The following is an 11,556-nucleotide window of genomic DNA, read 5'->3' on the forward strand; positions in this document are numbered from 1 at the left end:
TTCGAACGTGCCATCTACGCCTTAGATGAATTGGCTTTAATGAAGCTTCACAATCGAATCAGTTCTGCGATGAATTAAGCGACTGATTGTGTCGAGTATGACTTTGACCCATCCATGCAAGGCCAGTTGATGTAGTTTGTACAAGCTCAGGTACATGATCTTAGCAAAAAAGCCATCGATCATGAGGCTGCCACCAATCAATCCTCCCATCATACTGCCAACGCTACTAAATTTACCTAATGAAACCAACGAGCCAAAATCGCGGTATCGATAGGCTTTTAAAGGCTTACCTTGAACAATGTTTTCAATTTGAGCAAATAAATGGGAGGCTTGTTGATGTGCTGCTTGAGCACGTGGAGGAACAATTCCTCCTTTTCCCCCGTTTGCTTCTGGCCAAGGGCAGGCAGCGCAATCACCCATTGCAAAGATATGGGAATCACGCGTGGTTTGTAGCGTTGGCAACACTACCAATTGATTTGCACGGTTGCTTTCTAAGCCCCCAATTTCATGTAAAAAATCAGGCGCCTTCACACCAGCAGCCCAAACAATTAATTCTGCAGGAATCTCGATTCCATCAGCCAGCCGCAACTTATCTAAAAAGACCTCTTCCACCTTTGCGCCAGTAATCACCTCTACCCCAAGATCCGCTAGCAGCGTTTGCGCCGCAGCTGATACTCTTTCTGGTAGGGCTGGCAATATTCGTGGCGCAGCCTCGATGAGAATCACCTTCAGATCCTTGTCAGGATTCACGCGATCCATGCCGTATGAAATCACCTGACGCGTTGTGCGATGTAATTCTGCAGCAAGCTCTACACCCGTTGCGCCAGCGCCAATAATGGCCACCTTCAATTGATTTAATGCCAAAGGAGCATGCTGGGATTCAGCTCTAAGGCAGGCATTAATCATGCGCAAATGAAAACGCTTTGCATCGGCTAGCGACTCTAAGCGCTGAGCATACTTTTCTACACCTGGCGTACCAAAATCATTGGTTAAGCTACCAATCGCAATAATCAAGGTGTCATAAGGAATCAAACGTTCTGGCGTTACCGATTGGCCCATGTCATCTAAAAATGGTCCAATCCGAATTTCTTTCTTCTCTCGATCAATATCGATCAGCTCACCAATCCGAAAGGCAAAGTGATGCCAATGGGCTTGAGCAATGTAGTCTAATTCTTGATCGGCAAGATCCATAATGCCTGCAGCTACTTCATGGAGTTTAGGCTTCCAGATATGGGTACGATTCTTGTCCACCAAAGTGATACTGATTTTTTGTGACCCAGGGTTTGCAGAACCATAGCGGTTGCCCAACTTAGTGGCAAGCTCCAAGCCCCCAGCACCACCCCCTACTATGACGATCTTATGAACCTGACTCACGCGCATACCTCAAAACTTTCGAACCTCTATTTAAACACTATCTTTATATCTAAATGGTATGTCCAGTAATTTGGCCTGCCCAGCACGATTCGAACGTGCGACCTACGCCTTAGAAGCTGGAAAAATGAGCCGAAACAACTAGTTAAACAATGGTTTTAAGGTGCTTATTTTTTGTGTGGCATAGGCACCGAGAACCGTGGCGCGGAGTGGAATTCACTGGATCTGACGTGGCATCTGCAGGCGGTCAAATGGTCAGGCGTGGAATTTGTCGGGTAAACCGACAAATTAGAAAGCAAACATCCCCAAAATAACTAACTGCAAAATAACCCCCCCGAATCAAAATTCAGGGGGTTACCTTCTCAATCCATCTAGATATTGTAAGAATTAGGCTTTTGGCCTAAATCTAAGCGTTTATTAATTTCATCGATCACGGGCAATAAATCTGCAACGGAATCAATCACGAAATCAGGCTGCATTTCTTGCATATTCACTCTCGCTACATTTTTCAGGCGATCAGCTTCATCGACTGGAAATGCCTCTAACTCCTCAAGAGAAAGACCAAGGGTATTTCCACTAACTGCGACGCCAACAGTCCAGCAGCCGAATGACTTACCCTCTTCAATCCCTGGCTGGGTATCATCTACCTTAATGAATGAAAGCGGATTTTCCAAACCTAGCTGTCTGGCGCATTTAATCATCATTTGAGCTGATGGTCGACCCAGTGTGGTATCTCCTGAATAAGAGAAGACATCAACTTCATACCCTTGTTCTTTAGCTATTGGTAACAATAAATCTAAGAGCTCTCTGGTATATCCAGTTGTTGAGCCAATTTTAATGTCACGCTCACGCAATGCTTTGGCTAGTGCTGCTACTCCTGGAATTAATTGACCACACTCTAGGATGCTTACCTTATTCATCGGAACAAAAATATCTAGCAGTCGATCAACATCAACATCAGTATGCGATTTTCCGTGAATCTTAAGCCATTGAGTTTGAATTTCTGGGAGACTTAAAAGTGCGTTGATATGGTCCCACTTATTAATACCCATCGGAATGCGGGCTTGGGCAATAGTCATTTTAATACCTTCAGATTGGAACAATTTGACGAAAGCGCCCATAGGAGCTCTACTGCCATAATCGACTGTCGTGCCAGCCCAATCAAAAATAACTGCCTTCACCCAAGTTTTCATTATCACCCTAACCATTCATCAAAATTATCTTTTGCAAGCCCAAAAGCTGTGCTTGCCCCTGTTCCACTACTGACTATGGCGACTCTCAATTCTGGAGATACTTTTTCAATCAATGCATCGTATGTACTGGAGGATGGATAGACGCCCGTCCAACGCTCAATCACTGTGTGCTCAGTGATACTTAAAACCCGATACATCAACTCAATAATCAGTTGTTCAATTTTGTCACTGGCAAATACATTTTCTGAAGAGCCATAGTGGTGCGAATCTCCAACTACTAGGCTACCATCCGCACTTTGCACCACAATCAAATGAATACCATTCTCAACATATTCAGGCATCTCTATTGCGATACGCTCTTTAAGAGCCTTGGCTTCAGGCAATTCTGACCACCCCAAGTATCTAGCTAAACTGTTATCGGTCATCACGCTACCCGGAAGGATGAAGCCGTCCTGCACTTTAATTCTGAGCATTTGGAGCGTGCATAGCTTCAAATCATATTTTTCAATATAAGGCTTGGCTATCCCCGACAATTCAGCCCCGGGACAGACCACAATTCTTTGAGTATCCAATCGATTATTTGAGGTGTGAACAGATGATCCATCGATGGATAAGACCTCAGTCTCCCAATAAAAATCTACGCCTATAGTATTTTGTAAATAATTTGCTAATTGGGGAATTGCTTCTCTAGATTCCACCCTAAATTCATGGGGGCTATAGAGAAGACCAAGAGAATTTTTTAAATTCAGGTTATGAATGTTTTTAAAGCCAAGAGCTTCCAACTCTAGATAGCTCGCCCGAGGATAGTATTTGCAATCTGTTCCCATAGGGCTTTGAAGAAAGGCTTTTGCAACCTCAACCGCCTCGGGACGCTCACATAAAATCCAAGTGCCTTCATGCAGTATTTTGATCTCCGCCAAGGAAGCCAATTCTCTCCATACTTGCGCTGAATAAACTGCCCTTCGCCATGTGTCCTGAGCACCCTGTCCTGAAACCGTAATAAAACCAAAATTTCGGATAGAGGCCCCTGTACAGCGTGTATTTTGTTCAACAATGGCTACAGATAAACCTCTCTTTTGAGCTTCATAAGCGTGGGCTAAGCCCACAATGCCAGCGCCCACTACCAGTAGGTCGTAATTTTTATTTGCCATTGATTCTAAATCCTGCAAAATTTTTTCCTCGAGCAGAAAGCCTCACTGAACCTACCTGCTCTTCCACCGTTTTATCACACTCTAGTGGTGGATATGCTGAAAATCCTAGCGCAAGTAACCATTGAAACATTGCTGTGGGATTTGAAAAATATTGCCCTAGAGCCCGCTCCAGGCTAATCAATATGATTGGATCACAATCACTTTTAATTAACAATTGCCACACGTAAGGCAACCAATAGGCGCATGATTGCCCATGACTTCGTTGACTCTTGGCCGTTTCAGCATAAGACAAGGCATGAACGAGCGCTGTTTGGGTTTTTGCCATTGCTAAACCAGCAGATAAGGCAGCCTCTGAAAGCTGTTCACGTAATTGAAGATTATCTAAATCATTTTGAATCAGTGGCAAATAATGGCAGATTTTTTTTGCTGCAAAAATGGCAAGATTGGTTGTTTCTTGTGTTCTATTTCTATTCCAAATTGCCTCTAAAGCGTGTGAAAGAGCATCGATTGCGGAATCGCGGGAAATGACCCACGGAGCTCCAAGACATAGGCGAGGATCAACAATCGCTACATCAGCAAAAACTTCAGATCCAAAAAATGAATGTTTACGCTGCCTTGTAAAGTCCCACATAGTAGCAGTTGGCGTGACCTCACTACCTGTTCCGGCGGTTGTTGCAGCGAGCAATAAAGGTATTTTAGGTAAGGATTCATCTTCTATTTTTGTATCTAGGTGTTTACTCAACCAAGCGCATCCATCAGGCTTAAAGCGTAGCACTTTGGCTGCATCCATGACGCTGCCACCACCAATTCCTAGTAATGCAGATTTTTCTAAATGGGCTCGACTCCAAAAATCTTCGTGAAGTTCTTGAATGCTCGCAATATCTGGCATCCCCTTTTGGTAGATAGTTTCAGAAAGGATCCTACCTTGTAAAGAAGAGCGTATTTTTTTTAACTCTTCGTTAGAAATTTCTGGAATTCGTAGAATATGAAATCCGCGATCTGGATACAGATTGGCCAGCTCTAGAATTGACCCGGCACCGAAATAAATACTGGGCTTAGGCATTATTTAACTTGCAAGCTTCCTTAGATAGGAAGAAATCAAATCGATGATGGTTACAGTTGCAATCAAAATTATTAAAACTGCACAAGTTTGAGAGTATTGAAAGCCGCGAATCACTTCATATAAAATGACTCCAATACCACCGGCTCCCACCATTCCAACAACAGACGCTGAGCGAACATTGGACTCAAAACGATATAAAGAATAAGAGACCCACAAGGGCATTACCTGCGGCAAAATTCCATACACAATTTCAGCCATCGGATGGGCACCCGTTGCCCTAATTCCTTCGATCGGCCTGGGGTCTACCGCTTCTACCGCCTCAGAAAATAGTTTAGCCAATGTTCCAGTCGTATGGACAAATAGTGCAAGCACGCCCGCAAATGGTCCTAAACCAACTGCCACAATAAATAACATTGCAAAGACCATCTCATTGATGGCACGTAATGCATCCATGAGACGACGCACAGGTTGATAGACCCATGGACTAACCACATTAGATGCGCATAGTAAGCCCAGAGGTATAGCAGCTACGATTGCCAGTAAAGTTCCCCAAATGGCGATTTGGACTGTTACCAGCATCTCACTCACATAGAGCTTCCAGTCCTTAAAATTGGGAGGGAAAAAATCAGCTGCATATTTACTCATGTTCCCAGAATCTTTAATCAGATCCAGTGGACGCATTTCTGCACCCTGCCAAGCCCAAGCCAGCACTAAAAAGAACAGGGCCCATCCTAAGTAATAGGAGAGGCCATGTCTTTCTTCAAAAGCGCGTACTTTAGCTCGATTTAATGAGAGCTCTGAAACAGACTCGCTCATTTGATCTTAGCTAAAGCCTCATTCAGTTCGGCAACTTTTTTAGCCTTCTCTGCATCGCTAATCGTGGTATCGGACTCAACCTTACGCAAATCCTTAAATAACTCTAATTGACGAATCGGATTTAATTGGGCATTGGTAGAAGGCCTAAATCCACCATAGTTATAGATATTTTTGAGTACAGCCTTCTCTTCCGGATTGGATTTAGCGTAGTTAAATACAAACTTTTTCAATTTCTCTTTTGTATCTTTATCTAAATCGGTACGCCATACAAATGGATCACTAGGAATTAATGGACTTTTCCAGATAATCTTGATGTCCTGAGCTGACTCGGGCTTAGTTGCTGTTAAACGGTCAATCTCTTCGGAATTATTTGTAGCAACGTCCAGCTGTTTAGCAAGAATTGCCTGAAGATTTACACCGTGACTAGCATTTCTGACGGTTTTAAAGGTCTCTCTAGCCTCGATGTTTCGCTTAGCAAAGATGTAATAGGTTGGCACAAGGAAACCAGATGTGGAATTTGGATCTCCAATACCAAAATTGATACTCTTTCCGTTCTTAATCACATCATCCACATTATTGTATGGTGAATCTTTTTGAGTAATCAAATAGGATGTATATCCAACGGCACCATCAGCAAAAACAACTTGCGCGAACACTTCACCGCTAGCGCGATCTACAGCCTCCATGGCAGCTTTATTTCCAAACCAGGCTACCTGCACTTTGTTAAAGCGCATTGCCTCAATGACCCCAGCGTAGTCTGGAGCATAGAATGATTTGACTGTTAGGCCAGTTTGCTTCTCCATGTCTCTAAAGAATGGCTCCCAGCGATCCCTTTGAGCAGATGCGGAATCTGTTGAGATAACCCCAAAACTAATTTCTTTAGCTTGCACCAAGCAAACTGATAAAGCCATCAAGCCTGCCAAAAGTATTTTGCTTAACTTCATTTCAATCTCCCAATAAAAAATTAATGCCTAATGAACTAATGTGAGTTTTGGCTCGGAAATACTAGCCTCTTTAACAGAAGGAAAATCCTCATCCATCTCCAAATCCTCTAAATTTGATCCATATAACTCTGCCAATATGTCGGAGGTTAATGCTTTGGTTGCACCATCAAAAACCACAGTCCCTTTATTCAGGGCGATCGTTCTATCGCAATACTTTCTAGCAACTGGAATCTGATGCAAGCTGGTCAAGAAAGTCAGATCTAATTTTTGAGACAAATTAACGATCGTTTCCATTACCTTCCTGGACGACTCAGGATCTAATGACGCTACCGGTTCATCTGCCAATAAAATTTTTGCACCCTTAATCAATGCTCTAGCAATCGCCACTCGTTGTTGCTGTCCACCAGATAGGGTTGAGGACCTTTGATAGGCAAAATCTACTAAGCCAACCTTTTCTAAGGCATCTAATGCCCTAGCCTTTTCTTCTAAGGTAAATTTTTTACAAATAATCTCGAAAATATTCTTTTGAGGACAAATACCAATTAAGACGTTTGTCATTACATCTAATTGATTCACTAGGTTAAATTGCTGAAAAATGATGCCAATTTCATTTCTAATTTGGCGTACCTTATTTGACAGTTGCCCATGGGACTGTATTTGCCGACCATTAATGCACAGTTCACCGCTGTTTTTGTCAAGTATCTCTAAGCCTGATATCGCCCTAATCAGGGTAGACTTTCCAGAGCCTGAAGCTCCAATTAGTGCCACCCTCTCACCAGCAGCAATCTCTAAGGTGACATTGCTCAAGGCCTGGTTCTTCTTTCCACTTGAAAAGAATGTCTTATTTGCCTCCTGTATTGTGAGTACGGTACTCATTGACACTCCTTAGCCAATTTGAGTAACTCAGCGATCACATCTGCTTTTAATGGCATCTTCAAATCAGGATTTTTAGCGATATCATCCCACCTTCGTAATGACACTGCATCTTTTGCAAAAGGGTGCTCTATGAATTGGGAGAGCTCATTTTCTGACATGTCACCACCCTGAAGTTCTAGGCTTCTAATGGAATCAGCAGATAAAGATTGACGATAGTCGGGATAAGTAGTCACAAGGTAACGCTTGGCCAAGACATGCATCAGCACAGGCTGGCTCACTTGTTCAGAAAAAATATTGACAAGATAATTTCCGCCTATATGCTCGTGACGATCATCATGCCCATAAGTCGTGGGAGTACCTTCTTTTTTGGATAAAAGATGGCCAATATCATGCAACCATGCAGCCAATTGCAATTGAGGGCTAGCACCTTCTGCTTTAGCAAGTTGCCCGCATTGCCAAGCATGAGCTAACTGAGTAACACCCTCACCTTCGTAGTGAAGATCACCTTTTTCTTGATATAGATCGGCTAAATAGGCTACGGATGATTGCATTTTATCAATATGACAAGGAAATATTACGAATTCGTGTCACTGTTAAAACGGTTAGAAATAAAGCCTAGAAAGACGGCTGCAGACCCATAGAACATACCTTCTGTTTTTTTGGCTAATTAGCGAGAATTGCCAATTCTTGTTAGCTCACCCGACAAACGTGCACCAAAACTGACCCGTCTAACAAATTAATTGCACGCAAATGATTCAGCAGACTTTGACTGTGCTGCTTTTTGTGCCATCACCTCAAATCGACCACGAATACTGTTTTTCATAAAATACTCAATCACAAACAATGGAATACTAGAGTCAGGTTCAAAAATAGCATCATATTTAAAGAGAGTCTTATCCCTTACCTCGAACAACCTCCAGGACCCTCTATATTCTTTGCTATCCCCGCTCAGTTGATTAAAAATAAGAAGTTTATTCGGGGTCTCCGTATATTCCATCAGAGATTTCATCTCAATAGGAATAAAGAGTATTTGCTCTCTAATGAGTCGTTGAACTCTTACTTTATTTCGAGTCCTCGATATGATTTTTGACTCAAGAATTCCCGGCATATTCTTGGCCCCTTCATAATCAGTAATAAAAGCGTATGCAGAACAGATATCAATTGCTACCTCATAGCTCGCTTGAATTCTGAAGTGTCCATTCTCCGTAATTACAGTGGCATGGACATCATAAGGATTTGTATTTTCGTGAGCATGGATTTGGATTGCACTTAGAATTAGCAATAGACAAGCAAACCATTTCATCATTCAATTGCATTTCCAGATAGTAAAAGCAGCTTCGGGGCTATCTGGGCTTACCAGCACAAGGTATTTCCCTTCTAGTGATTTGGCTACTAGAACACCATAATCATTTAGTCCATTGGTTTTGGCAACTTTATCAGCAGCCAACCAAACACTTTGTAAGTTATCAACATAAACAGTACTGGATTGATCAAAACGAGTCCTAGCATTTTGATCTAATCTGAGTATGTGCACATGCAGCTGATTTTGCGTACGTTGGGATGGCGGATTTACGACCAATGCAAGTGATTCAGCTTCGATTCGCTCTATTCCTACATCCCATGCAAATTGCCAAATATCCTCTTCCCGATTGGGATCCTCAACTCCAGTAACGACCTCCCTGGGCATTGCAAGACCATGAGTAAACTCTACTGGGCAGCCGCACATCTTAATATCTCGGATTGCAGCATAGCGCGTACTAAGCTTCCATACCTCATTCGTCTTCTTACACTCTGTGATATTGCTGCACCTAGCATCAGCTCTCGGTAACATGCAATTTGCGCAGTAATTCTCTTTTGATGGATCTACACACTGGGAAACGATGTGCAACAGAATATCGCTCTTAGCAATATTAAAAGATATAGCTTGTGATGAGATACCTATGGTTGCTATTAATGCAACTAAAATCTTAGCCCATAAGTAATTGGTACTGGTATTCAAGTCTACTCTTCAAGCTCCAAGTCAAGATGCAGACTAAATTCAGCATCTGCCAATTCTGCACATTCCATAGCGCTCATCTGATCTTCAAATGATAGCTGTGCAAAACGCTCTGCCGCTACGAAATTATTCTCTCTGTAGTTATCTAAGGCCAATAATTGATTCCACGCAGCCTTTTGATAATATTCAGCGGATTTTCTTCTTAGGTCGATAACTTTATCGCTTAGGTTTTGATTTGGCATTTTCATCTCTTTCAACTTGCTATTGAACTTGAGTGTGATGCTCTACCTTTAATATGACATTTCAATGAATTTTTCTATTCGTTTTGTCATAATTGAGACTGATATATCAAGCCCAAATATGACAATTTCACTTCTTAAGATTTATCAAAAATATTTTGAGTCAGCGATAGACATGTCATATTTAATCGCTACGAATGAAAGCTACTTATGGGATATGTGGATTCATTCTGATTGCTACTGGTTGTGATTAGCCTAGTCCAACAGCCCATAGGTAACCAAATCTGGTTAATTAAGGAGAGTACTCATGACTACCTTTACTACTGAAGATCGCGAGCTCGTTGAGAAAGAACCGATTCCTTTTTACGGCTTCTACCACATAACTGATTTATCACCTAAAGACAAAAATGTTCTTTTACATCCGGTCTTAAGGAAAATTAAAGTGGAATATAGGGTGGATGACAGCAGCGAGGATTTAGGGGATTAGGCTTTAGTGTTCTTTATGTTTCTTGCCTAATTTTTCAGGCTTGCCATTTCCGTATAGACACCAGTACTTAATTTCCTCTGAGAGCTGTTCTAAGTCACTCATCTTGAGAGATTTCAAATCCGTCAACCCAATGGTGCCGGATTGCCTTAACTTCTCGATAGTTTCTTTTAAAGCATTCATTTAGGTTTCTCTTATAGCTATTACTACATTAGTACACTTTTTCTGGTAACTGAATCATAACGAAATCTAAACTCCTTTTCTGCATGAATTTACAGTTGTTTTAAGTGATAAATTTTCTATCGTCATGCAACTTACATAGTTAAAGTAGATACTTCTTAGGTAGTAACCCTAATACCTTAACCAAAGGAGTCTTAAATGGCACAATTATTAAGCCTCTTAAATCACGTCTTTAGTAACCAAACTAAGGGCAATAATTTAGAGCAGTCCTTGCCCTCCAAGGGTTTGCAGGCCGTCAAAACAATTAAAGATGCATTCATAGATCTTTACGACGCTTGGATCGAAGCTAGATTGCAGCAGGCAAAGTACTACAACAAACATCATCACATTGAGTAAAAATATGCTGACTACTGAATTTCTTAGCAGGAATCAGTTTTCAGAATATGGATCTTGGTTAAAAAGTCAAGATCCTCAGACTCTACATGACTACTTTGGCTATGCTCTGACCAATGAGGTGATTGACTCATTAACTCAACAGTTTTCCCTTAATCCCCAATACCATCATTTTTTAATTGCCAAAGTTGATGGTCAATGGGCTGGCACAATTCATATTGCTACAAAGGGTCAAGAGATTGAGTTTGGCGTGATCGTAGCTCTGCAATATCGCAAGCAAGGTGTGGCTAATGCTTTGATGGATGAGGCTATTACTTGGGCTCGTAATCGCTATTACAAAGATCTCTTTATGCATTGCATTAGCTGGAATCGCCCTATTAAGCATTTATGTCAAAAACATGGCTTAGTTCCGCGCAATATGATGGGTGATTCAGAAGCTAATCTAAAGCTCACGCCGCCAACACCGGCTACTTACTTTAAAGAACAGATGTTTGTGCAACGTAATTGGTTAGCAATGTTCCAATTTCCACTAGTTGAGCTTTTTTCTTATAAGACTAGGAACTAAGCAGAGTTAACTTTTTTTGTATGGAATCTGGCAGGGTTGAAAACCAAGCTTTATCGTTACCCACGGATGGCAAAATTTGTCCATACTCAATCATTAGAGATGGTGTAAGTTCATCGAGATACGCCCATATTTGATGGCTAGAAAGCTTAGTAGTTATCTGAATCGCAATTTCAATCTCAACAAGTAATTGCTTTTTGATCTGCTCACTACGTCCAAGTCGAATCTGACCACTTAAAAAGATATGGGGCTGATCAAGTAAAACTCCACCTATAAAACAATCATGAA

16 protein-coding genes are annotated in these 11,556 nt (G+C 41.7%); 3 read left to right on the forward strand and 13 right to left on the reverse strand.

The window, feature by feature from the left end; translation table 11 throughout:
- Nucleotides 1–36 precede the first annotated feature (36 nt).
- From CBI31_RS09605 to CBI31_RS09655, 11 genes are all read right to left on the reverse strand, one after another.
- Nucleotides 37–1,374: an NAD(P)/FAD-dependent oxidoreductase gene (locus tag CBI31_RS09605; RefSeq protein ID WP_240553911.1), complete on the reverse strand. Its 1,338-nt coding sequence runs from the start codon at nucleotides 1,372–1,374 to the stop codon at nucleotides 37–39.
- Between the two features lie 368 nt (nucleotides 1,375–1,742).
- Entirely contained in the window at nucleotides 1,743–2,564 is an 822-nt protein-coding gene (gene phnX / locus CBI31_RS09610; RefSeq protein ID WP_088526181.1) for a phosphonoacetaldehyde hydrolase, read from the reverse strand.
- A gap of 2 nt (nucleotides 2,565–2,566) precedes the next feature.
- Nucleotides 2,567–3,715 carry a TIGR03364 family FAD-dependent oxidoreductase gene (locus CBI31_RS09615; protein ID WP_088526182.1) on the reverse strand — a complete coding sequence of 383 codons (1,149 nt, stop codon included), beginning with the start codon at nucleotides 3,713–3,715 and terminating at the stop codon, nucleotides 2,567–2,569.
- Entirely contained in the window at nucleotides 3,705–4,778 is a 1,074-nt protein-coding gene (locus tag CBI31_RS09620; RefSeq protein ID WP_088526183.1) for an iron-containing alcohol dehydrogenase, read from the reverse strand. Before CBI31_RS09620 ends, CBI31_RS09615 begins: the two co-directional genes overlap by 11 nt.
- Nucleotides 4,779–4,781: 3 nt before the next feature.
- Entirely contained in the window at nucleotides 4,782–5,594 is an 813-nt protein-coding gene (gene phnE, locus CBI31_RS09625) for a phosphonate ABC transporter, permease protein PhnE (RefSeq protein ID WP_088526184.1), read from the reverse strand.
- Nucleotides 5,591–6,538 carry a phosphonate ABC transporter substrate-binding protein gene (gene phnD / locus CBI31_RS09630; RefSeq protein WP_088526185.1) on the reverse strand — a complete coding sequence of 316 codons (948 nt, stop codon included), beginning with the start codon at nucleotides 6,536–6,538 and terminating at the stop codon, nucleotides 5,591–5,593. Before phnD ends, phnE begins: the two co-directional genes overlap by 4 nt.
- 27 nt (nucleotides 6,539–6,565) lie before the next feature.
- Nucleotides 6,566–7,414 (reverse strand): phosphonate ABC transporter ATP-binding protein, encoded by an 849-nt coding sequence (gene phnC / locus CBI31_RS09635; RefSeq protein WP_088526186.1) that lies wholly within the window; start codon nucleotides 7,412–7,414, stop codon nucleotides 6,566–6,568.
- Complete coding sequence (locus CBI31_RS09640) at nucleotides 7,411–7,965, reverse strand: HD domain-containing protein (protein ID WP_088526187.1); 555 nt, start codon at nucleotides 7,963–7,965, stop codon at nucleotides 7,411–7,413. Before CBI31_RS09640 ends, phnC begins: the two co-directional genes overlap by 4 nt.
- 185 nt (nucleotides 7,966–8,150) lie before the next feature.
- Complete coding sequence (locus CBI31_RS09645) at nucleotides 8,151–8,720, reverse strand: SRPBCC family protein (protein ID WP_206075490.1); 570 nt, start codon at nucleotides 8,718–8,720, stop codon at nucleotides 8,151–8,153.
- Entirely contained in the window at nucleotides 8,721–9,413 is a 693-nt protein-coding gene (locus tag CBI31_RS09650; RefSeq protein WP_088526188.1) for a CDP-diacylglycerol diphosphatase, read from the reverse strand. It abuts the gene before it with no gap.
- A 2-nt stretch (nucleotides 9,414–9,415) separates the two neighbouring features.
- Nucleotides 9,416–9,652 carry a hypothetical protein gene (locus tag CBI31_RS09655; RefSeq protein ID WP_088526189.1) on the reverse strand — a complete coding sequence of 79 codons (237 nt, stop codon included), beginning with the start codon at nucleotides 9,650–9,652 and terminating at the stop codon, nucleotides 9,416–9,418.
- Between the two features lie 304 nt (nucleotides 9,653–9,956).
- Between CBI31_RS09655 and CBI31_RS09660 the strand changes: the two genes are divergently transcribed.
- Nucleotides 9,957–10,136, forward strand: coding sequence for a hypothetical protein (locus tag CBI31_RS09660; protein WP_088526190.1), 180 nt, complete (start codon nucleotides 9,957–9,959; stop codon nucleotides 10,134–10,136).
- 3 nt (nucleotides 10,137–10,139) lie between these two features.
- Here the strand turns inward: CBI31_RS09660 and CBI31_RS10370 are convergent, their stop codons facing one another.
- Entirely contained in the window at nucleotides 10,140–10,316 is a 177-nt protein-coding gene (locus tag CBI31_RS10370; RefSeq protein WP_161491203.1) for a hypothetical protein, read from the reverse strand.
- A 195-nt stretch (nucleotides 10,317–10,511) separates the two neighbouring features.
- On the opposite strand from CBI31_RS10370, the gene CBI31_RS09665 reads away from it, so the two are divergent.
- Both CBI31_RS09665 and CBI31_RS09670 read left to right on the forward strand, forming a co-directional pair.
- Nucleotides 10,512–10,709: a hypothetical protein gene (locus tag CBI31_RS09665; RefSeq protein ID WP_088526191.1), complete on the forward strand. Its 198-nt coding sequence runs from the start codon at nucleotides 10,512–10,514 to the stop codon at nucleotides 10,707–10,709.
- 4 nt (nucleotides 10,710–10,713) lie between these two features.
- Entirely contained in the window at nucleotides 10,714–11,271 is a 558-nt protein-coding gene (locus CBI31_RS09670) for a GNAT family N-acetyltransferase (RefSeq protein WP_088526192.1), read from the forward strand.
- On the opposite strand, the gene CBI31_RS10375 is transcribed toward CBI31_RS09670, so the two are convergent.
- Nucleotides 11,261–11,556 (reverse strand): 4-oxalocrotonate tautomerase (locus CBI31_RS10375; protein ID WP_088526193.1); only part of this gene is annotated, 296 nt, incomplete at its 5' end. The genes CBI31_RS09670 and CBI31_RS10375 overlap by 11 nt on opposite strands.

The sequence above is a fragment of the Polynucleobacter campilacus genome (assembly GCF_002206625.1).
In the GTDB taxonomy this organism is placed as follows: Bacteria; Pseudomonadota; Gammaproteobacteria; order Burkholderiales; family Burkholderiaceae; genus Polynucleobacter; species Polynucleobacter campilacus.

What these genes read in the sequence shown, in the direction of transcription:
- CBI31_RS09640 (WP_088526187.1), bottom strand. Translation starts at nt 7,965, where the DNA reads ATGCAATCATCCGTAGCCTATTTAGCCGATCTATATCAAGAAAAAGGT.
- CBI31_RS09655 (WP_088526189.1), bottom strand. Translation starts at nt 9,652, where the DNA reads ATGCCAAATCAAAACCTAAGCGATAAAGTTATCGACCTAAGAAGAAAA.
- CBI31_RS09620 (WP_088526183.1), bottom strand. Translation starts at nt 4,778, where the DNA reads ATGCCTAAGCCCAGTATTTATTTCGGTGCCGGGTCAATTCTAGAGCTG.
- phnD (WP_088526185.1), bottom strand. Translation starts at nt 6,538, where the DNA reads ATGAAGTTAAGCAAAATACTTTTGGCAGGCTTGATGGCTTTATCAGTT.
- CBI31_RS09670 (WP_088526192.1), top strand. Translation starts at nt 10,714, where the DNA reads ATGCTGACTACTGAATTTCTTAGCAGGAATCAGTTTTCAGAATATGGA.
- CBI31_RS09665 (WP_088526191.1), top strand. Translation starts at nt 10,512, where the DNA reads ATGGCACAATTATTAAGCCTCTTAAATCACGTCTTTAGTAACCAAACT.
- CBI31_RS09660 (WP_088526190.1), top strand. Translation starts at nt 9,957, where the DNA reads ATGACTACCTTTACTACTGAAGATCGCGAGCTCGTTGAGAAAGAACCG.
- CBI31_RS09615 (WP_088526182.1), bottom strand. Translation starts at nt 3,715, where the DNA reads ATGGCAAATAAAAATTACGACCTACTGGTAGTGGGCGCTGGCATTGTG.
- phnE (WP_088526184.1), bottom strand. Translation starts at nt 5,594, where the DNA reads ATGAGCGAGTCTGTTTCAGAGCTCTCATTAAATCGAGCTAAAGTACGC.
- phnC (WP_088526186.1), bottom strand. Translation starts at nt 7,414, where the DNA reads ATGAGTACCGTACTCACAATACAGGAGGCAAATAAGACATTCTTTTCA.
- phnX (WP_088526181.1), bottom strand. Translation starts at nt 2,564, where the DNA reads ATGAAAACTTGGGTGAAGGCAGTTATTTTTGATTGGGCTGGCACGACA.
- CBI31_RS10370 (WP_161491203.1), bottom strand. Translation starts at nt 10,316, where the DNA reads ATGAATGCTTTAAAAGAAACTATCGAGAAGTTAAGGCAATCCGGCACC.
- CBI31_RS09645 (WP_206075490.1), bottom strand. Translation starts at nt 8,720, where the DNA reads ATGATGAAATGGTTTGCTTGTCTATTGCTAATTCTAAGTGCAATCCAA.